Annotated in this window: 16 protein-coding genes; 6 read left to right on the top strand and 10 right to left on the bottom strand. The window is 60.1% G+C overall.

Annotated features, from left to right (window positions below; translation table 11 throughout):
* The first annotated feature begins 28 nt into the window (after positions 1-28).
* Entirely contained in the window at positions 29-874 is an 846-nt protein-coding gene (nhoA, locus tag GNG27_RS11850) for an N-hydroxyarylamine O-acetyltransferase (protein WP_156263805.1), read from the top strand.
* Positions 875-1,793: 919 nt separating this feature from the next.
* On the opposite strand, the gene narI is transcribed toward nhoA, so the two are convergent.
* From narI to GNG27_RS11820, 6 genes are all read right to left on the bottom strand, one after another.
* Positions 1,794-2,474, bottom strand: coding sequence for a respiratory nitrate reductase subunit gamma (gene narI / locus GNG27_RS11845; protein ID WP_142489511.1), 681 nt, complete (start codon positions 2,472-2,474; stop codon positions 1,794-1,796).
* A complete protein-coding gene (gene narW / locus GNG27_RS11840) occupies positions 2,471-3,166 on the bottom strand; it encodes a nitrate reductase molybdenum cofactor assembly chaperone (protein WP_156263804.1) in 696 nt (231 codons plus the stop codon). The genes narI and narW overlap by 4 nt, the downstream gene beginning before the upstream one ends.
* Positions 3,166-4,710, bottom strand: coding sequence for a nitrate reductase subunit beta (narH, locus tag GNG27_RS11835; protein WP_156263803.1), 1,545 nt, complete (start codon positions 4,708-4,710; stop codon positions 3,166-3,168). Before narH ends, narW begins: the two co-directional genes overlap by 1 nt.
* A complete protein-coding gene (locus GNG27_RS11830) occupies positions 4,707-8,447 on the bottom strand; it encodes a nitrate reductase subunit alpha (protein WP_156263802.1) in 3,741 nt (1,246 codons plus the stop codon). Before GNG27_RS11830 ends, narH begins: the two co-directional genes overlap by 4 nt.
* Before the next feature lie 68 nt (positions 8,448-8,515).
* Positions 8,516-9,907 carry a NarK family nitrate/nitrite MFS transporter gene (locus GNG27_RS11825; protein ID WP_142489507.1) on the bottom strand — a complete coding sequence of 464 codons (1,392 nt, stop codon included), beginning with the start codon at positions 9,905-9,907 and terminating at the stop codon, positions 8,516-8,518.
* 198 nt (positions 9,908-10,105) lie between these two features.
* Positions 10,106-10,681 (bottom strand): TetR family transcriptional regulator, encoded by a 576-nt coding sequence (locus GNG27_RS11820; RefSeq protein ID WP_156263801.1) that lies wholly within the window; start codon positions 10,679-10,681, stop codon positions 10,106-10,108.
* A gap of 115 nt (positions 10,682-10,796) precedes the next feature.
* On the opposite strand from GNG27_RS11820, the gene GNG27_RS11815 reads away from it, so the two are divergent.
* Positions 10,797-12,290 carry an MFS transporter gene (locus GNG27_RS11815; RefSeq protein ID WP_156263800.1) on the top strand — a complete coding sequence of 498 codons (1,494 nt, stop codon included), beginning with the start codon at positions 10,797-10,799 and terminating at the stop codon, positions 12,288-12,290.
* Here GNG27_RS11815 and GNG27_RS11810 read toward each other — a convergent pair.
* Both GNG27_RS11810 and GNG27_RS11805 read right to left on the bottom strand, forming a co-directional pair.
* On the bottom strand, positions 12,287-13,315 hold the full coding sequence (locus GNG27_RS11810; RefSeq protein ID WP_156263799.1) for a LacI family DNA-binding transcriptional regulator: 1,029 nt from the start codon (positions 13,313-13,315) through the stop codon (positions 12,287-12,289). The two genes, GNG27_RS11815 and GNG27_RS11810, sit on opposite strands and share 4 nt — an antisense overlap.
* Complete coding sequence (locus GNG27_RS11805) at positions 13,312-14,070, bottom strand: MBL fold metallo-hydrolase (protein WP_156263798.1); 759 nt, start codon at positions 14,068-14,070, stop codon at positions 13,312-13,314. The genes GNG27_RS11810 and GNG27_RS11805 overlap by 4 nt, the downstream gene beginning before the upstream one ends.
* Before the next feature lie 149 nt (positions 14,071-14,219).
* Here GNG27_RS11805 and GNG27_RS11800 point away from each other — a divergent pair, with 149 nt between their 5' ends.
* From GNG27_RS11800 to GNG27_RS11785, 4 genes are read left to right on the top strand one after another with little or no spacing between them, the layout of a single operon-like run.
* Entirely contained in the window at positions 14,220-15,206 is a 987-nt protein-coding gene (locus GNG27_RS11800) for an ABC transporter ATP-binding protein (protein ID WP_156263797.1), read from the top strand.
* A gap of 35 nt (positions 15,207-15,241) precedes the next feature.
* Positions 15,242-16,387, top strand: a complete 1,146-nt coding sequence (locus GNG27_RS11795; protein WP_156263796.1) for an extracellular solute-binding protein — start codon at positions 15,242-15,244, stop codon at positions 16,385-16,387.
* 54 nt (positions 16,388-16,441) lie between these two features.
* A complete protein-coding gene (locus GNG27_RS11790; protein ID WP_156263795.1) occupies positions 16,442-17,269 on the top strand; it encodes an ABC transporter permease in 828 nt (275 codons plus the stop codon).
* Positions 17,269-18,090 carry an ABC transporter permease gene (locus tag GNG27_RS11785; RefSeq protein WP_156263794.1) on the top strand — a complete coding sequence of 274 codons (822 nt, stop codon included), beginning with the start codon at positions 17,269-17,271 and terminating at the stop codon, positions 18,088-18,090. The genes GNG27_RS11790 and GNG27_RS11785 overlap by 1 nt, the downstream gene beginning before the upstream one ends.
* Positions 18,091-18,165: 75 nt before the next feature.
* On the opposite strand, the gene GNG27_RS11780 is transcribed toward GNG27_RS11785, so the two are convergent.
* Together GNG27_RS11780 and GNG27_RS11775 are read right to left on the bottom strand one after the other, a co-directional pair.
* Complete coding sequence (locus GNG27_RS11780; RefSeq protein ID WP_142489498.1) at positions 18,166-19,392, bottom strand: Zn-dependent hydrolase; 1,227 nt, start codon at positions 19,390-19,392, stop codon at positions 18,166-18,168.
* Positions 19,389-19,871: an L-2-amino-thiazoline-4-carboxylic acid hydrolase gene (locus GNG27_RS11775; RefSeq protein WP_142489497.1), complete on the bottom strand. Its 483-nt coding sequence runs from the start codon at positions 19,869-19,871 to the stop codon at positions 19,389-19,391. The genes GNG27_RS11780 and GNG27_RS11775 overlap by 4 nt, the downstream gene beginning before the upstream one ends.
* Between the last annotated feature and the right edge of the window lie 3 nt (positions 19,872-19,874).

Here is a 19,874-nt window from a genome sequence, read left to right as displayed (position 1 = left end):
CAAGGAAGCATTGTTAAAGGAGCCCACCATGACCCCGTTTTTGACCGAGTATTTCGCCCGTACCGGCTGGCAGCAGCCGGTTTCTGTGGATATCGACACCCTGCGGGCGTTGCACCTGCAGCACAACAGCGCCATCCCGTTTGAAAATATCGATGTGGTGCTGCCGCGGGAGATCCAGCTCGACGATCGTTCCCTGGCCGATAAGCTGGTCACCGCCCGACGCGGCGGTTACTGCTTTGAGCAAAACGGCCTGTTTGAGCGGGCGCTGCGTGAGGTAGGGTTTAACGTGCGCAGCCTGCTGGGTCGGGTGGTACTGGCAAACCCGGCACAGATGCCGCCGCGCACCCATCGTCTGCTGCTGGTCGAGCTGAATGGCGAGCGCTGGATAGCCGATGTGGGCTTTGGCGGGCAGACGCTGACCGCACCGATTCGGCTGATCGCCGAGGAGGAGCAGGCGACCCCGCACGGGGTCTACCGCCTGATCAACGACGGCCAGGACTGGGTGCTCCAGTTCCGTCATCACGATCACTGGCAGTCGATGTATCACTTCGATCTCGCCGCCCAGTATCAGACCGATTACGTGATGGGCAACTTCTGGTCCGCGCACTGGCCGCAGTCCCATTTTCGTCATCATCTGCTGATGTGTCGGCATCTGCCGGACGGCGGCAAATTGACGCTCACCAATCTGCACTTTACCCACTGGCAGGAGGGGCATGTGGTGGAGCAGATCAACCTGCCGGACGCAGCGGCGCTATATCAGCTGATGCAGGAGCGGTTTGGGCTGGGCGTGGACGATCCGAAGTACGGTTTTTCGCTGGCAGAACTGACGGCGGTGATGGCCGGGTTTGAAACCCATCCGCAGGCGGGGAAATAGGCGGGAAGGGGCGACAGCCCCTTTCTGTTAGCCGATTAAAACTTTAGCGCGTATGCTCACGGCATCCAGTTCTTCGGCGGTTGCCGTTCCCTTTTTCGCCGCGTTACTACGGTATGGTGCGGTTTTCGTAGGCCGGGTAAGGCGGAGCCGCCACCCGGCATGGTTTGGCACCCTGCGGTCTGCAACGCCGGGCGGCGCTAGCGCTTGCCCGGCCTACGGTATGGTGCGGTTTTCGTAGGCCGGGTAAGGCGGAGCCGCCACCCGGCATGGTTTGGCACCCTGCGGTCTGCATCGCCGGGCGGCGCTGTCGCTTGCCCGGCCTACGGTATGGTGTGGTTTTCGTAGGCCGGGTAAGGCGGAGCCGCCACCCGGCATGGTTTGGCACCCTGCGGTCTGCAACGCCGGGCGGCGCATGCGCTTGCCCGGCCTACGGTGTGGTGCAGTTTTCGTAGGCCGGGTAAGGCGGAGCCGCTACCCGGCATGGTTTGGCACCCTGCGGTCTGCAACGCCGGGCGGCGCATGCGCTTGCCCGGCCTACGGTATGGTGTGGTTTTCGTAGGCCGGGTAAGGCGGAGCCGCCACCCGGCATGGTTTGGCACCCTGCGGTCTGCATCGCCGGGCGGCGCATGCACTTGCCGGGCCTACGGTATGGTGCGGTTTTCGTAGGGCGGGTAAGGCGTGGCCGCCACCCGGCATGGTTTGGTACCCTGCGGTCTGCAACGCCGGGCGGCGCTGTCGCTTGCCCGGCCTACGGTATGGTGTGGTTTTCGTAGGCCGGGTAAGGCGGAGCCGCCACCCGGCATGGTTTGGCACCCTGCGGTCTGCAACGCCGGGCGGCGCATGCGCTTGCCCGGCCTACGGTATGGTGCGGTTTTCGTAGGCCGGGCAAGGCGCAGCCGCCACCCGGCGTGGCTCGGGCTTACCTCCGGGAGCGCACCAACTGATAGCGTCGGGTGATGTATTCGAACGGGGCGCTCCAGACGTGAACCAGACGGGTAAACGGGAAGATCAGGAAGATGGTCATCCCCAGCACCAGGTGGACGCGGAATATGAACGCCACGCCGGTCAGCATCTCAGACGATCCGCCGCGGAAAGTGAAGATCCCCTGCGCCCAGCCGACCAGTTTCAGCATCTCGCTGCCGTCCGGGTACTGGGCCGAGAACGGAATGGTCGTCAGGCCGAGCACGCACTGGGTCAGCAGAATGCTCATGATGATGATATCCGGGGTGGTGGAGGTGGCGCGCACCCGCTGATTAAACAGACGACGATACAACAGCATCGAGCCGCCAATCAGGGTCAATACGCCGCAGATCCCCCCGGCAATCATCGCCAGCTGCTGTTTGACCGCCATCGGCAGGAACCAGGCGTACATCCAGTGCGGGGTTAACATCCCGAACAGATGGCCGAAAAAAATCCCCAGAATGCCGATGTGGAACAGGTTAGAGCCCCAGTTCATGCCGCGCTTGTCCAGCAGCTGGCTGGAGGAGGCGCGCCAGGTGTACTGGCCGTAGTCATACCGCAGCCAGCTGCCGAGGAAGAAGACCGCGGCGCAGATGTACGGATAAATGTCGAAGAAAAAGACGTTCAGATGGTGTGTCATTTTGGGCCTCCGGCGCTGACGTCCACGTACTGCGGCGCGACGTCCTGGCTAAAGCGTCGTTGATATTGCTGCATGGGCGAGCTTTCGCACGCCGTGGCGTTATCCTCAATAAACTTCACCTGCTCCTCTTCCCAGACCGCATCCAGCGCCTGGCGGGTATCGTCCCGTTTTTCACCTGCCACCTGCTGCGTGACACTGTCACTGGAGAGCTTGCTGCCCGCGAACCTCAGCAGGGCATCAAACAGCTGATAGTGCGCCACCTCGCGCTGTTTCAGCCGTCCGCCAATCAGGGCCAGGATTGGCGCCACGTTCTGCAACCCCTCCCGGGCCTGCGCCTCGGGCAGAATGCTTAAATACTCCAGATAGAGCGGCAGATAGTCCGGTAGCTCGCGGCAGTCGAGCTGCAATCCGGCCTGCTCGTACTGGTTCATCAGGTCGACCATCGCCTGTCCGCGATCCCGGGATTCGGCATGCACATGTTCAAACAGCAGCAGCGAGGTGGCGCGCCCACGTTCGAACACCTCGCACCACCCCGCCTGCCGGTCGAGCAGCGGCGCGCTGAGATAGTGCTGCGCAAAGGGCAGCAGCGCCGGCGCGTCCTGCGCCACCAGAGCGATCGCCTCGTCGCGGCTCTCCCACAGCGCCTCGTCCGGGTACTCAATCAGCAGGGCAATAATTTTGAGGATCTGCATTACTCTCCCTCCCCGTGATCCCGCACCTCGGTGATGTTGATGGCGTCGATGCGGCTGCTGTTGAACAGGTTGAATTTAGTGTCGGAGCCGTGGCAGCCGTCGCCGAAGGTAAAGCCGCAGCCGTTTTTCTCCGGGAAGGCATCGCGGGCCATTTCCCGGTGGCTGGTCGGGATCACGAAGCGGTCTTCGTAGTTGGCGATGGCGAGATAGCGGTACATCTCTTCCACCTGCTCGACGCTGAGGCCCACTTCCTCAATGGCGCGGGTATCGGTCACGCCTTCCACGGTCTGGGAGCGTTTGTAGTGGCGCATCGCCATCATCCGTTTCAGGGCGCGCAGCACCGGGCCAGTGTCGCCCGCGCTGAGCATGTTCGCCAGATACTGCACCGGAATGCGCAGGCTTTCAACGGCCGGGAGGATGCTGTCGGTCTGCGGCAGACCACCGGCATCGGCATAGGACTGGATCGGCGACAGCGGCGGTACATACCAGACCATCGGCAGGGTCCGGTACTCCGGGTGCAGCGGCAGGGCCAGCTTCCAGTCCATCGCCATTTTGTAGACCGGGGAACGCTGTGCCGCGTCAATCACGTTCTGCGGAATGCCTTGCTTAACCGCCTCTTCAATGATGGCCGGATCGTGCGGGTTAAGGAACACGTCGCACTGACGCTCATAGAGATCGGTTTCATGCTCGGTGCTGGCCGCCTCTTCGATACGGTCTGCGTCATACAGCAGCACGCCGAGGTAACGGATGCGCCCGACGCAGGTTTCCGAGCAGACGGTGGGCTGGCCGGATTCGATGCGCGGATAGCAGAAGATGCATTTTTCCGACTTGCCGCTCTTCCAGTTGAAGTAGATTTTTTTGTACGGGCAACCGCTGATGCACAGACGCCAGCCGCGGCATTTGTCCTGATCGATCAGCACGATGCCGTCCTCTTCGCGCTTGTAGATCGCCCCGCTCGGGCAGGTCGCCGCACAGCTCGGGTTCAGGCAGTGCTCGCACAGGCGCGGAAGATACATCATAAAGGTGTTTTCGAACTGGCCGTACATCTCCTTCTGCATCCTGTCGAAGTTGCGGTCGCGGGCGCGTTTCTCGAACTCGCCGCCGAGCAGCTCTTCCCAGTTTGGCCCCCATTTGATCTTGTCCATCCGTTTGCCGTCAATCAGCGAGCGCGGGCGGGCGGTGGGCAGGTGGTTGCCCTCCGGGGCGCGGTGCAGATCCTGATAGTCGAAGGTGAAGGGTTCGTAATAGTCGTCGATCTGCGGCATCTGCGGGTTAGCGAAGATTTTCGACAGCACCCCCAGCTTGCCGCCCAGACGCGGGGTCAGCTTGCCGGAGATGCCGCGGATCCAGCCGCCTTGCCACTGCTCCTGGTCCTCCCAGTTTTTCGGGTAGCCGATGCCCGGTTTGGTTTCGACGTTGTTAAACCAGGCGTACTCCATGCCTTCGCGCCCGGTCCAGACGTTTTTGCAGGTCACCGAGCAGGTGTGACAGCCAATGCATTTGTCGAGATTAAGTACCATGCCAACCTGTGAGCGTATTTTCATTTTTTCGCCTCCTGTACCTGATCCCGACCTTCGCCATCCAGCCAGTTAATGTTCTTCATTTTGCGGATCATGATGAACTCGTCGCGGTTCGACCCGACGGTACCGTAGTAGTTGAAGCCATACGCCAGCTGGGCGTAGCCGCCAATCATGTGGGTCGGTTTCGGGCAGATGCGGGTGACCGAGTTGTGGATCCCCCCGCGTCGTCCGGTCACTTCAGAGCCTGGAATGTTCAGAATGCGCTCCTGGGCGTGGTACATCATGGTCATTCCCGGCGGCACGCGCTGGCTGACCACCGCGCGGGCGGTGAGGGCGCCGTTAGCGTTGAAGCACTCGATCCAGTCGTTATCCTCAATGCCCAGCTCGCGGGCGTCGGTTTCGCTGATCCAGACAATGGGCCCGCCGCGCGACAGCGTCTGCATCAGCAGGTTCTCGCTGTAGGTGGAGTGAATACCCCATTTCTGGTGCGGCGTCAGGAAGTTCAGCGCCTTCTCCGGGAAGCCGTTGGGTGGGATCTCGCGCATGTGGGTCACGCTGCGGGTATCAATCGGCGGACGATAGGCTACCAGGCTCTCGCCGAAGGCGCGCATCCACTGGTGATCCTGATACAGCTGCTGCCGCCCGGAGAGGGTGCGCCAGGGGATCAGCTCGTGGACGTTGGTGTAGCCGGCGTTATAAGAGACATGTTCGCTCTCGATGCCGGACCAGGTCGGGCTGGAGATGATTTTACGCGGCTGGGCCTGAATATCGCGGAAGCGGATCTTCTCGTCTTCCTTGTTCAGGGCCAGGTGGCTGTGTTCGCGGCCGGTGAACTCGGCCAGCGCCTCCCAGGCCTTGACCGCTACCTGTCCGTTGGTTTCCGGGGCCAGGGCGAGGATCACCTCCGAGGCGTCAATCGCCGTCTCGATGCGCGGGCGGCCTTTCGCCGGGCCGTCGAGCTTGACGTAGTTGAGCTTGCCGAGGAAATCGACCTCGTCCTGGGTATTCCACGAGATGCCTTTCCCGCCGTTGCCGAGCTTGTCCAGCAGCGGCCCGAGGGCGGTAAAGCGCTCGTAGGTGTCCGGGTAGTTACGCTCCACCACGGCGATGTTTGGCGCGGTTTTGCCGGGGATCAGCTCACATTCGCCTTTGCGCCAGTCGGCGATGTCGAACGGCTGGGACAGCTCCGCAGGAGAGTCGTGCTGCAACGGTTGCAGCACCACGTCGGTTTCGGTACCCAGATGGCCGACGCAGACCTCAGAGAAGGCTTTGGCGATGCCCTTGTAGATCTCCCAGTCGCTGCGCGACTCCCAGGCCGGGTCCACCGCGGCGGAAAGGGGATGAATAAACGGATGCATATCCGAGGTATTCATATCGTCTTTCTCGTACCAGGTGGCGGTCGGCAGGACGATATCCGAGAACAGGCAGGTGCTGGACATGCGAAAATCGAGGGTCACCAGCAGATCCAGCTTGCCCTCGATGGCGGCGGTCTGCCACTCCACCTCTTCGGGTTTCACGTCGTCGGTATTGCCGAGATCGTCGCCCTGAATACCGTTTTCAGTACCCAGCAGGTACTTAAGCATATATTCATGGCCTTTGCCGGACGAGCCCAGCAGGTTCGAGCGCCAGACAAACAGGTTGCGCGGATGGTTACTGCCGCTGTCCGGCTGCTCGCAGGCCATACGGATATCGCCCGATCTCAGCGCCTGGGCGGTGTACTCCTGGGGCGACATGCCGACCGCCTCGGCCTGAGCCTTGATGTGAAGCGGATTAAGGTTTAGCTGCGGCGAAGAGGGCAGCCAGCCCATGCGCTCGGCGCGCACGTTAAAGTCGATCAGATGCCCGGTGAACTTCGAGGCGTCTGCCAGGGGGGAGAGCAGCTCCTGGGCGGTGAGTTTTTCATAGCGCCACTGGCTGGCGTGATTGTAGAAGAACGAAGTGCTGTTCATCTGGCGCGGCGGGCGGTTCCAGTCGAGGGCGAAGGCCAGCGGCAGCCAGCCGGTTTGCGGGCGCAGCTTCTCCTGGCCGACATAGTGCGACCAGCCCCCGCCGCTTTTGCCCACGCAGCCGCAGAACACCAGCATGTTAATCATCCCGCGGTAGTTCATGTCCATGTGATACCAGTGGTTCACCCCGGCACCGAGGATAATCATCGACCGTCCATGGGTTTTATGCGCCGTGTCGGCGAACTCCCGGGCGATCTGCTCAATATGGCGACGCGGCACGCCGGTGATCTGCTCCCCCCAAGCCGGAGTGTAGGCTTTGATTTCGGCGTAATCTTTTGCGGCGTGAACATCTTCCAGCCCGCGATCGAGACCGTAGTTAGCCAACACCAGATCGTAGACGCTGGCGACGTGCAGCTGGCGGCCATCGGCGAGGGTCAGGGTTTTTACCGGCAGCTGGCGCACCAGCACCGGCTCCTGCTTCACGCTGCGAAAATGCGGGTTTTCATTGCCGCCAAAGTAGGGGAAGGCCACCCCGGCGACGGTGTCGCGGGTGCCCAGCAGGGAGAGCGCCAGCTCCGTTTCCTGACCGGCCGCCAAAGGTTCGAGATTCCATTTGCCTTTTTCGCCCCAGCGGAAGCCGATAGAGCCGTTGGGCACCACCAGATCGCCGGTGGCGGTAAAGGCGACGGTTTTCCACTCCGGATTATTGGCTTCGCCCAGCCCGTCGGCGAGGTCGGAGGCCCGCAGCATCCGGCCCGGCACGTAGCTGCCGTCCTCGCGCGGGTCGAGCATCACCAGCATCGGCATGTCGGTATAGCGACGGCAGTAGTTGAGGAAGTAGTCGCTCGGGTTATCGAGGTGGAACTCTTTCAGGATCACGTGGCCCATCGCCATCGCCAGGGCGCTGTCGGTACCCTGTTTCGGCGCCAGCCACTGGTCGCTGAGTTTCGCCACTTCCGAAAAATCGGGGGTGATGGCGATGGTTTTGGTGCCTTTGTAGCGGACTTCGGTAAAGAAGTGGGCGTCCGGGGTACGGGTCTGCGGCACGTTGGAGCCCCAGGCGATGATATAGCTGGAGTTGTACCAGTCGGCGGACTCCGGCACGTCGGTTTGCTCGCCCCAGGTCATCGGCGAGGCGGGCGGCAGGTCGCAATACCAGTCGTAGAAGCTCAGACAGGTGCCGCCCAGCAGGGAGAGATAGCGGGTGCCCGCGGCGTAGGAGACCATCGACATCGCCGGGATCGGCGAGAAGCCTGCCACCCGGTCCGGGCCGTAGTGTTTGATGGTCCAGACGTTGGCGGCGGCGATAAGCTGGTTTAATTCTTTCCAGTTGGAGCGGATAAACCCGCCGTGACCGCGCGCCTGCTTGTAGCTCTGGCTCTTCTGCGGATCATTCTGGATGGCGTTCCAGGCCAGCACCGGATCGCTGTGCTGTGCCAGCGCCTCGCGCCATAGCTCGATCAGCTTGCGGCGCACCAGCGGGTACTTCAGGCGGTTGGCGCTGTAGAGATACCAGGAGTAGCTGGCCCCGCGCGGGCAGCCGCGCGGCTCGTGATTCGGCAGGTCGGGGCGGGTGCGGGGGTAGTCGGTCTGCTGGGTTTCCCAGGTGACCAGGCCATTCTTGACGTAGATTTTCCAGCTACAGGAGCCGGTACAGTTCACGCCGTGGGTGGATCGCACAATTTTGTCGAACTGCCATCGCTGGCGATAGCTGTCCTCCCAGTCGCGGTTGGTGTGCATCACCTGACCGTGTCCATCAGCGAAGGTCTCGCCTTTTAGTTTGAAATAACGAAAGCGATCCAACAATTTACTCATGACGTTTCTCCTGACGGGGCGACTCCCGCCCCGTGGTTACACTGCTCACAAAAAATTGAACTGACTCGTTATGATTTGACGTGCTTCTGACGACGGCCATACACCAGCCAGGTGACGAACACGCAGACGATGTAGAACACCAGGAAGACCTTCATCGCCCCTACCGGCGAGCCGGTCATCGCCAGGGAGGTGCCGAAGGCTTTGGGAATGAAGAACCCGCCGACGGCGCCGATGGCCGAGATAAAGCCCAGCGCGGCCGCGGTGTCGGTAACAGCCTCTTTCTGGGCCTGCTCGTCCGTGCCGCCGTGCAGTTTGACTCTATAGACGGTGATTTGCCGGAAGATGACAGCGATCATCTGGAAGGTGGAGCCGCTGCCGAGCCCGGCGGTGAGAAACAGCCCCATAAACACCAGATAGAAGGCGGTAAAGTTGCCGGAGCCGGAGCCCGGCAGGGTGAGGAACAGCAGGGCGCTGAACAGGGCCATAAAGATGAAGTTCACCAGCGTGACGCGCACCCCGCCAAGCTTATCGGAGATCACCCCACCGGCAGAACGCGCCAGGGCCCCAATCAGCGGGCCAAAGAAGGCCAGATGCAGGATATTGACGTCCGGGAACTGGGTTTTCGACAGCATCGCGAACCCGGCGGAAAAGCCGATAAACGACCCGAAGGTGGCCAGATAGAGCAGGCTCAGCAGCCACAAGTGCAGGCGCTTGAGTACCGGCAGCTGGCTGGCGATGGTCGCCTTCGAGCTGGCGATATCGTTCATGCCGAAAAAGGCGGCGAGGGTGGCAAGCAAAAGCAGCGGGGCCCAAATCCAGGCGGCGTTGGCGAGGAACAGCGTCGAGCCATCCTCCTGCGGCACGCCGTGCACCCCAAGGAAAGTAAACATCGGCAGGAAGATCACCACCGGAGCCAGCATCTGCATCACGCTGACGCCGAGATTGCCTAGCCCGCCGTTAATCCCCAGCGCGCTGCCCTGTTTGGCTTTGGGGAAGAAAAAGCTGATGTTGCCCATGCTGGAGGCGAAGTTGGCGCCGGCAAAACCGCACAGCAGGGCAATAGTGATAAATACCGCATAGGGGGTAGCCGGGTTTTGCACCGCAATACCGAGCCATACGCAGGGAATAATAAGAATAACGGTGCTTAATACCGTCCAGTAGCGGCCGCCAAATATGGGCACCATAAAGGAGTAGGGAACGCGTAATATCGCCCCGGAGAGCGAAGGCAGGGCGGTTAACATAAACAGCTGATCGGTGGTGAAATTAAAACCCACCTTATTCAGATTCACCGCCACCGCGCTAAATAACATCCAGACGCAGAACGCCAGCAGCAGACAGGCAACCGAAATAACTAAATTTCGTCGCGCAATCTTTTTACCTTTATTTTCCCAAAATGCCGCGTTTTCCGGTTTCCAGTTACTCAACAGATAATGATTATTCTTCTCAGCTTGTTGTGACATATTACCCTCTTGCATATCCGTAAATGGCAGAAAGAGAAATACATTCAGGCAGATGCCTGAGTTTTTGATGAGAAATTATTAGATGTGTTTTGGGAGTCTTCTGAAAGGATAGATAAAAAAGCGAACCCCTGAGTTTAGAAGGGAGATGTGGGCTCGCTTAATGTGTTACAAATCGTAACAGTTAAGCATGGCTGATGATTAGTCCAGCTCGAGGGTAATTAACGTATTAAGGTGTTGATTAAATGCTGCGTCGTCCATCTGCGGCATGGATAATACATACAGCCCGTCCAGCCCGCAGACCAGGCCAATCAGCCGCCAGGCGATGTTTTCAGCCCTGTCTTTCAGCCTGAAGGCCTGCTCTTGTTCACCCGCCCGTATTATGGCGACCGTCTCCTGATGCCACATCTCCATGGTTAACACATAAGCCCCTTTTATTTCGTCATCGCGGGTGGCTAACAGCTGGGCTTCCCGCCACAGGCGAATATAGGGTTCAAAACTGCGGTCATCGCTGCCGAGCATGGCGTGGAGCCGTTCCCGCCAGGTGGCGTTTTCTGCTACCACATCGGCATCCAGCAGGGCGCGGATCAGGCGGATAAAGGCCTGCGATTTGAGCTCGCCTGCGGAGGCAAAATGGTGATGCACCTGACCGGTCGCCACTTTCGCCTCACTGGCAATACGTCTTACGGTCATCGCGGTAAAGCCTTCGCTCAGCGCCACGCGCATCGCCGCCTGCAGGATCTCTTCCCGCCGCTCGTCCTTGCTCAGATAGCTCATTATTTTCACTCTCAACTGGGGGACAACAAGTGTAACAAAAAGCTGGACACGCGTTCAACTTTACGTAGGATTGCAATCTGGACATGTGTCCAGGTTTAGTCAGATAAGGATAGTTATGTTTCGTCAGTGGTTAGCGTTAGTGATTATTGTGCTGGTCTATATCCCGGTGGCGATCGACGCCACGGTGCTCCACGTCGCCGCGCCGACGCTGAGTATGACCCTGGACGCCAGCGGCAATGAATTGCTGTGGATCATTGATATCTACTCCCTGGTGATGGCCGGGATGGTGCTGCCGATGGGCGCGCTCGGGGATCGCATCGGCTTTAAGCGGCTGCTGATGATGGGCAGCACCCTGTTTGGCCTCTCGTCGCTGGCGGCGGCGTTTGCCCCTTCGGCGGGGTGGCTGATTGCGGCGCGGGCCTCGCTGGCAATTGGGGCGGCGATGATCATTCCCGCCACTCTGGCCGGGATCCGCACCCTGTTCCCGGATGCGCGTCGGCGTAATATTGCCCTCGGGGTCTGGGCGGCGGTGGGGTCCGGCGGGGCGGCCTTTGGCCCGCTGGTGGGCGGGATGCTGTTGGCGCACTTCTACTGGGGGGCGGTATTTTTGATCAACGTCCCGATTGTGCTGCTGGTGGTCTCCCTGGCGGCGCGTTATGTTCCGGCTCAGCAGGGGCGGCCTGAGCAGCCGCTGAACATCACCCATGCCCTGATGCTGATCGTGGCGATTTTGCTGCTGGTCTACAGCGCTAAAACGGCGCTGAAAGGGGGAATTTCTCCGTGGCTGGTGGCGGGCACGCTGCTGACCGGGGCGGTAATGCTGTGGATCTTTATCCGCATCCAGCTTCGTGCCCGCACGCCGATGATTGACATTCGCCTGTTCGGCCACCGCATTATTCTCAGCGGCGTGGTGATGGCGATGACGGCGATGATTGCCCTGGTGGGCTTTGAGCTGCTGATGGCCCAGGAGTTACAGTTCGTCCACGGCTTCACCCCGTTTGAGGCGGGGATGTTTATGCTGCCGGTGATGGTCGCCAGCGGCTTTAGCGGCCCGATTGCCGGGGTGCTGGTGGGGCGTCTGGGGCTGCGGATCGTGGCGACCGGGGGCATGGGCCTGAGCGCGCTCAGCTTTATCGGACTGTCGATGCTCGATTTCAGCACCCAGCAGTGGCAGGCCTGGTGCCTGATGGTGCTGCTGGGCTTTAGCGCGGCGAGCGCGCTGCTGGCTTCCACCTCCGCGATCATGGCCGCCGCGCCAAAAGAGAAGGCCGCTGCGGCCGGGGCGATTGAAACCATGTCCTATGAGCTGGGGGCCGGGCTGGGGATTGCGATCTTTGGTCTGCTCCTGACCCGCAGCTTCTCGGCGTCGATTGAACTGCCGCCTGGGCTGGATGCCAGCCTTGCCGATCACGCCTCCTCATCCATCGGCGAGGCGGTGAAGGTCGCCCAGCATCTCACGCCAACGCTTGCCGAATCGGTGATTGAGGCGGCGAAAACCGCGTTTATCACCTCGCACAGCGTGGCGCTCGGCAGCGCAGGGGCGATGCTGCTACTGCTGGCAACAGGGGTGTGGTTTAGCCTGGCGAAAGTCCCGCGCCAAGCGGGCTAAGCGCTTTCGGGCCTGGGCGAGGTTTGGCGGTAAACCAGCTCCACGCTGACCCACTCCACCTGGGAGGGCTGGAGCGGGTTTTGCGCCCGTGCCAGCAGCCGCGTCAGCGCCCGACGGGCAATCTCGGCCACGTCCTGATGCAGCGTGGTCAGCTGATAACTTAACTGACCGCTTTGCGGGGTGTTATCGAAGCCAATCAGATGAAAATCGCACGGGGCAGATTTTCCTCGCTGGCGCATCCCATCGAGAAAACCGCAGGCCAGCTGCGCATTGGCGCAGAAAATCCCCTCCGGCAGCTCGCCTTCATAGCCCTGGGCCGTGGTCAGCCCGCCCTCATAGCCCTCCGCAGCGGCGGCGAGCACGGTAACCTGCTGCGCGGTGTCGACGCCCAGCTGCTGCAGGGCCTGGACAAAGGCCTCGCCGCGCATTCTGCCCGCCCAGGTGGAGGCCTGATGGTTAAGCCAGCCAAAGCGACGACACCCGGAGCGCCAGAGCTGTTCAGCCGCCAGCAGGGCGCCGCGCTGGTTATCCGAGCAGATAAAATCCACCAGCGGGATATCGGGATGACGATTGATGCCGACCACCGGGATCTGCTGGCTGACGCACTCGTTAACGATGGCCTCCGGCGGTTTGCCGGAGGTGACGATGACTCCGGAGACGCGAAACTGAGTGAAGCGTCGTAGGGTATTGACCAGATCGTCCTCGCCGGTGATCTCGCTGACCAGCGCCTGATAGCCACGCCGCTGGATCTCGTGCAGTAACCCCTCAAGCAGACTGCTGCGAAACGGATCGCCAATCCGGGCGACGATCACCCCAATCAGCTGGCTGCGCTGGCGGTTCAGTCCCTGAGCGAGAAAATTCACCTGATAGCCCAGTTCCTGAGCGGCCCGTAACACCTTTTCCCGGGTCGCAGGGGAGATGCTGCCGTTGCTGCTCAGGGCGCGGGAGACGACGGCCCGGGACACGCCCGCCCGTCTGGCCACGTCCTCGGCGGTCACCGCCTGCTTGCGAAGACTGCTACTCACGGGGCCTCCTCCCGGCGATGGGGCAGCTCGAAGCTCATGCCATCTTCACTGACGAACAGGCCGGGGTAGGGCTTGCAGGCCTCCGCCAGGGTCGGCCTGGCGCTGTCGTTGCAATGATAGAGCCCCAGCGCCGGCAGTTTGAGGCGGGAAAAGAGCGCCAGACAGTCGGGGAAATCCCCATGGGACGCGTCACCGGGCAGCGGCGTCGCCGAGGCGCACTCCTGGAATGCCAGATCTGCCCCGGCCATCAGGGCAATACTCTCTGGGGTTGGACGGCCATCGCCGCTGTAAAACAGAGTGGCGAGGGCCGTCTCAATGCGCAGGGCCAGGTTCGGGATTTCATGATGGGTGAAGGCGGTACGCAGGATCCAGTCCTGCCAGCGCCACTCTGGGGTGCTGTCGCGCCAGTCGATCGCAAAGCAGAGTCCGGTTTCCGGCCAGTTCGCCAGGCTTGCCAGCTGCAGCAGGGCCGGGCGATGCGCAGGCTGCGACCAGATAATGAGCGGTTTTGTCCGCTGAAAGCTTTTCCAGTGGTTGAGAAGCGCCGTCAGCCCGGTGCAGTGATCCGGGTGGATGTGGGTGAAGTAGAGAGCATCAATGTCGTTAACATCCAGCCCCCGCTGCCATAACGCCCGGGGAATGGTGGGGCCGCAATCGATCAGCAGCTGATAACCGGCGCTGTCGATCACCCGGATTGCCGAGGTATTCTGCCGCAGAGAGAAGGCGCTGCCGCAGCCCAGAATATCTATTTTCATTTCGCCTCATTAATTTTTTGCTGACTTAATCAAATTGTCACAAATACACGACAGAGTAGGCGAACATAATGCCGCTGGAACGTTGCGTTTTTTTTACAAACAAATGAACACGTGTTCATCGGTAACGGGAAAGAATTAAGGGATCGTGCGTGAGTTATTTGCAAATAGATAAACTGAAGGTTGCCTACGGGAATAATATTGTTCTTCACGATATTCATCTGGCGGTGGGCAAGGGCGAGATGATCGCGCTCCTTGGCCCCTCCGGCTGCGGCAAGACAACGTTATTGAATGCGTTATGCGGTTTTCTCCCGGTCCATTCTGGCTCCATGGCGATTAATGGCCGAGATATTACCTACAGTTCGCCGGAGCAGAGAAATATCACCATGGTGTTTCAGAGCTACGCCCTGTGGCCGCATTTAACGGTCGCGCAAAATATCGGTTACGGGTTGAAGGTCCGCCGCGTTAAAAAAGAGGAGATACAGCGCCGGGTACGCGAGTTATTAAAAATTATTAACCTCGAAGGCTATGCGGAAATAAAAGTGACGGCGCTTTCCGGCGGCCAGCGCCAGCGCGTTGCCCTGGCCCGTGCGCTGGCGATTGAACCGGATGTGCTGGTGCTCGACGAGCCTCTGTCGAACCTCGATGCCAAAGTGCGCCTCAACGTGCGGCATGAAATTAAAGCCCTGCAAAAACGGCTCGGTTTTACCTCGCTGATTGTCACCCACGATCAACAGGAAGCGCTGGTGATGGCCGACCGAATCGCGGTGCTGAATAACGGCCGCATCGAGCAGATCGGCACCCCGGAGGCGATTTATCACCGCCCGGCAACACCCTTTGTGGCGGATTTTATGGGCGCGGATAACTGCCTCACGCCTGACGATGGACAGGGAAGAACGCTCTATTTCCGCAGCGCCGATATCGCCATGCATACCGCGCTACCGGAGCCCACGCCGGAAGGATTAACCCTCGAAGGAACCGTCGAAGAGAGCGCCTTTTTAGGTCATCAGTACCGACACAGCGTGCGCTGCGCCGGGCAGATTTTACTCGCAGACTCAGCAACATGCTGGCCTGACCGTTCGCCGGTCGTGTTGCATGTGCCTGAGGCTGCGCTCCACAGGTTTGAACCTGCTTTGTAATGCCAACCGACACACACTTTTTCTGGGGAACGATCATGTCCGTAAAAACAAAAATGGCTGTCACCGTCGCACTGACTCTGGGCTGCCTGCACGGGGCGAATGCCGAAACGGTACTCAACGTCGCCACCGCAGGTGACCAGAATATGGTGGACTACGTCAAAACCTGGCTGGGACCGAAATTTGAAGCCGCCCATCCGGGGGTAAAAGTGCAGGTGGTCGGCACCGGGCCAGGCGATGCCGGATCGAACAAGATTATTGAAAAACTGACGGCGCAGGAGCAGAGCGGCGCCAAAACCTGGGATATCGACGTGGCGGTCGTACATCAGGCCGCAGGCGGACAGCTGGTCGAGAAAGGGCTGCTTGAGAATTACCGCCAGGCGGTGAAAACCGGCACCATGACCACCGCCGAGAACGCAAGAAACGCGCTGGGGGTCAATGTTGACGGCTATGTGATGCCGATGTTCCTCAGCCAGACGGCGATTGCTTACAACAGCGACCTGATCAACACCCCGCCGAAATCCTACGACGAGCTGGTGCAGTGGTCGGAAAAAAATCCCAAAGCCTTTGGCTATAACGGCATCAAAAACGGCATGTCGGGCGTGAGCTTTGTGGTGGGCTGGATGTATGCCTACGGCACGCCGGCCGAGCGTCTTACCGCGCTGCCTTACGATAAAGGGGTTGAAAAGGCGTGGGGCCCGGCCTGGGCTAAGCTGAAAGAGTTCAATAAAAACATCACCTTTACGCCGGGCAATGCCGGAACCCTGGATATGCTGAGCCGGGGCGAAATTACCATGGGACCGGTATGGGTTGATATGTTCTACAGCTGGAAAGATCAGGGCAAACTGCCGCCGTCCATCAAGCTGGCTTTAATCGCACCGGGCATGCCAGGGCAGCCGATGTACTACGTTGTACCGGCCAAAGCCGCGCAGGCAAAACTGGCCCAGGCCTTTATCGAGCTGGCGACCAGCCCGGAGATTCAGGCTAAGGGGATCGTTAAGCAGTTCAACTGGTACCCGGGCATCGACGCCAAATATGTGAAAGGGGCGCTGGACGATGCCACCTGGCAGAAGCTGTTTGCGGAAATTTCGCCGGAAGCCTTAGCGGAAAACGGCAAAAGCTTCCCAATCAAACCGTTCTTTGACGATATCAAAGAAGGCTACGAGAGCCAGGTTTCAAACTGAATAGATGACGTGCCTGGCGGGTCTCTGCCGGGCACCTTTTAGCGGTGATTATTCATGCGACACGCACTTAACGCTCTCCTGCTGGTTGCCCCGGCAACCCTGATGATTGGCATTTTCTTTCTCTGGCCGCTGGGCTACTCGCTCATGTCGGCTTTTACCCATGAAACAGGCTTAACCCTGGCGCACTTTGAAAAAGTGTTCAGCCTCTATTCCAACGATATTCTTTTTACCCTGATTATTGTCCTGGCCTCGCTGGCGATCCTGGCGCTGCTCTCCATCACCATTTCCGCCGTAATTGTGCTCTCACCCTGTCGTCGCCTCGTTAAGGCGCTGGCCTTTTTATACCGCCTGCCGCTGTTCATTCCGTTTATCGTAGCCGCGCAGATGATGCGCACCTTCCTGGCGAAGAATGGCCTGATGAACAATGTGCTGGTTGCCCTCGGGGTGATGACGCCGATGGAGACCAGCTCGCTGCTCGGCTGGAGCGGGATCATTATTACCTTTGTCTGGAAGCAGATGGCGTTTACCACGCTGCTGATCGGCGGCGCCATGGCGGCGGTGGACGCAACCCATATTCTGGCGGCGAAAAACCTCGGTGCCTCCCGGGTGCGGATCCTGTTCGACATTATTTTGCCCCAGGTGCTGCCGACCATAGGCATCGCGATGGTGTTGTCCACCGTGACCATGATGTCGGTGCTCTCCGTTCCCCTGATGATCGGCACCGGTACGCCGACGATGATGACCGTGGATATGGCGTTTCGCGTTAACTCTTATGGCGACTATCCGGTGGCGAACGCGATGGGGGTGATCTCTTATCTGATGTGCGCCGCGCTGTCCTGGTTCTACCTCCGTCACAGTCTGAATGCGAAAGGAACCCACTGATGAACGCGCTGTTTCATAGAATTCGCGGCAGCTTTATTCTGCAAACCCTGCTGCTGACCTTTCTGGTGCTGGCGCTGTTTGGCCCGCTGTTGAACCTGCTGATCTGGACCGTGGCGGAGAGCTGGTTTTTCCCACATACGCTGCCCAATCAATGGGGGCTGAAATACTGGGGGCAGGTATTCAGCCCCTACAGCGACGTCTCCGGCTCGTTGTCCATCAGCGTACTCATTGCCCTGCTGTCAGTGGTGGTGTGCCTGCTGATTTCGATCCCGGCCGGGTATGCGCTTTCGCACCGTTCCATGCCGTGCCGCGCCTTCTTTATGCTGTTGTTTCTGATCCCGCAGGCCTTCCCGAACCTGACCGTCTATATGAACGTGGCGCGTCTGTTCTACCAGTGGGGATTGAATGGAACCATCGCCGGGGTGGTGCTGGTGCATAGCGTGCATGGGCTGATGTACTCCATCTGGATCAGCGTAGCGGCGTTCTCGGCGCTCGATCCGCTGCTGGCGCGGGCGTCACGCAATCTCGGGGCCGGGCCGGTCTACACCTTTTTCCATATCATCCTGCCGCAGGCAGCGCCCGGGCTGATTGCCGCCAGCATCTTTGTGTTTCTGGAGTCGCTGGATGAGTTTACCGCTACCTTCTTTGTCGGCGCGCCGGAGATCAACACGCTGCCGATACTGCTCTATACCGCCAGCATGTCGGGTAACTATCAGATATCATCCATTACGGCGCTGATCCTGCTGGTGCCTTCAGTCATCTTTATGCTGGTGATCCATAAATTCATGCGCCCGGAGATGCTGTCGAAGCTGGGGAAATAACCGGTCATAGTTACAACATACTGTAAGGTTTTTTCATAAAAGGTTCCCCGGCCGTTGGCCGGGGAAAGTGCCTGTTTAGCGCTCCTGCGCCGCACTCAGCACGCTATGCAGCAACACATTGGCGCCTTTCTCTGACCATTCCGGCAGGATCTTTTCCGCTTCGTTATGGCTGATGCCTTTTACGCACGGAATAAAGATCATGCTGGCCGGCGCGATTTTGCTGATATAGCAGGTATCGTGCCCGGCACCGGAAACCATCGGCTTCGCGCTGTACCCCAGCTCTGCTATCGCTTTCTCGCTGCGCGCAAGACAGCCGGCGTCAAAGGCGATAGGCGCATAGTCGAAAATGCGCTCCACCTCTGCGGTGATGCCGCGCGCAGTAAGGCTTTCCGCCGCCTGATGCAGGGCGGTTTCCATCGCAATCAGCGCCGCGCTTTCCGGGTGACGGAATTCGACGCTGCACACCACCCGGGAAGGGACCACGTTGCGCGAGTTCGGCGTGATTTCCGCCATCCCAATTGTCGCCCGGCCGTCGGGCGCATGCTGATAGCCAATGGCTTCCACCTTCAGCGCCAGCTCTGCAAAAGCGGTTAAGGCGTCGCGTCGGCTGTGCATCGGCGTGGTGCCTGCATGGGCGGCGAAACCGTCCAGCGTGAGGGTAAACCAGCGCTGGCCCATCGCCGCACGTACCAGTCCGATATCAACGGCTTCATCTTCCAGAATCGGCCCCTGTTCGATATGCAGCTCGTAGCAGGCGTGGATCGGGAAGGCGCGGGCAGGGCGTTCGCCGCGATAGCCAATGGTGTCCAGCGCTTCGCTTACGGTAATGCCATCCCGGTCGGCCCGGGCGTGGGCGTACGCTTCGCTGAACTGCCCGGTCCAGACGCCGGAAGAGAGCATCGCCGGAGCAAAACGCGCCCCTTCTTCGTTGGTCCAGTTCACCAGCACGATATCGCGCTCGGTTTCGATCTGATGGTCGTTCAGGGTGCGCAGCAGCTCCAGCCCGGCCAGCACGCCGTAGATCCCGTCGTAGTTGCCGCCCAGCGGCTGAGAGTCCACGTGCGAGCCGGTCATCACCGGGGCGAGGGCAGCGTTCCTGCCCGCGCGGCGGATAAACATATTGCCCATGCTGTCAACATCGCAGGAAAAACCCGCCTCCAGCGCCCAGTCGCGCAGCAGGTTGCGGGCAATCCGGTCTTCGTCGCTTAACGCCAGGCGGGTCACGCCGCCCCTGGGCGTACCGCCGATCTGCGCCATCCTCTCCAGCGTCGACCATAGCCGGTCTCCATTCACGCGGATCATGCTTTGTCCTTGCTGCTGCGATAGCGGAAGTCGCAGCACTTGCCGCCCTGCATGATGGTGGTGGTACGGGTCAGCTCCACATCTGGCGCATAGCCGACGATAAATTTCTCATCGCGGGCGCACGACAGCAGGTGGCCGATCTCACCCAGCCCCATCTCGTGATACATCTCGGCATAGCGACAGCGGGTGACGTTGTAGTTGTACTGCTGGTCGTCGGCGTCGATCACCTTCACGTCCAGAGCGTTATCCTTCTCCCACAGATACTGCAGGGCGATAAAGCTCTTCACGTCCGCGCCGTTCGGCTCCTTGCTGGCAAACGCTTTGCCCGCGTCAATGGCGGCCTGCTCAATGGCCTCGCCAATTACCGCCTGGGCGCGAGTCTTGCCGATCTCGCGCACCAGAATTTCGTAAATGGGCTTAATAATTTCTGCTTCAATTTTGCGGCGGGCGAGAATGCCCAGCTCGTTATTATCACTCATCAC

Origin of the sequence: Leclercia sp. 119287 (genome assembly GCF_009734485.1) — a bacterium.
Lineage (GTDB): Bacteria > Pseudomonadota > Gammaproteobacteria > Enterobacterales > Enterobacteriaceae > Enterobacter > Enterobacter adecarboxylatus_C.
The sequence above is the reverse complement of the archived record's forward strand: the minus strand, read 5'-3'. Positions and strand labels throughout refer to the sequence as shown.

Bases quoted from the DNA above. Each gene is read 5' to 3' on its own strand.
- GNG27_RS11780 (WP_142489498.1), bottom strand. From the start codon at position 19,392: ATGATCCGCGTGAATGGAGACCGGCTATGGTCGACGCTGGAGAGGATG.
- GNG27_RS11825 (WP_142489507.1), bottom strand. From the start codon at position 9,907: ATGTCACAACAAGCTGAGAAGAATAATCATTATCTGTTGAGTAACTGG.
- nhoA (WP_156263805.1), top strand. From the start codon at position 29: ATGACCCCGTTTTTGACCGAGTATTTCGCCCGTACCGGCTGGCAGCAG.
- GNG27_RS11815 (WP_156263800.1), top strand. From the start codon at position 10,797: ATGTTTCGTCAGTGGTTAGCGTTAGTGATTATTGTGCTGGTCTATATC.
- narI (WP_142489511.1), bottom strand. From the start codon at position 2,474: ATGACACACCATCTGAACGTCTTTTTCTTCGACATTTATCCGTACATC.
- GNG27_RS11790 (WP_156263795.1), top strand. From the start codon at position 16,442: ATGCGACACGCACTTAACGCTCTCCTGCTGGTTGCCCCGGCAACCCTG.
- GNG27_RS11775 (WP_142489497.1), bottom strand. From the start codon at position 19,871: ATGAGTGATAATAACGAGCTGGGCATTCTCGCCCGCCGCAAAATTGAA.
- GNG27_RS11785 (WP_156263794.1), top strand. From the start codon at position 17,269: ATGAACGCGCTGTTTCATAGAATTCGCGGCAGCTTTATTCTGCAAACC.
- GNG27_RS11820 (WP_156263801.1), bottom strand. From the start codon at position 10,681: ATGAGCTATCTGAGCAAGGACGAGCGGCGGGAAGAGATCCTGCAGGCG.
- GNG27_RS11795 (WP_156263796.1), top strand. From the start codon at position 15,242: ATGTCCGTAAAAACAAAAATGGCTGTCACCGTCGCACTGACTCTGGGC.
- GNG27_RS11805 (WP_156263798.1), bottom strand. From the start codon at position 14,070: ATGAAAATAGATATTCTGGGCTGCGGCAGCGCCTTCTCTCTGCGGCAG.
- narH (WP_156263803.1), bottom strand. From the start codon at position 4,710: ATGAAAATACGCTCACAGGTTGGCATGGTACTTAATCTCGACAAATGC.
- narW (WP_156263804.1), bottom strand. From the start codon at position 3,166: ATGCAGATCCTCAAAATTATTGCCCTGCTGATTGAGTACCCGGACGAG.
- GNG27_RS11830 (WP_156263802.1), bottom strand. From the start codon at position 8,447: ATGAGTAAATTGTTGGATCGCTTTCGTTATTTCAAACTAAAAGGCGAG.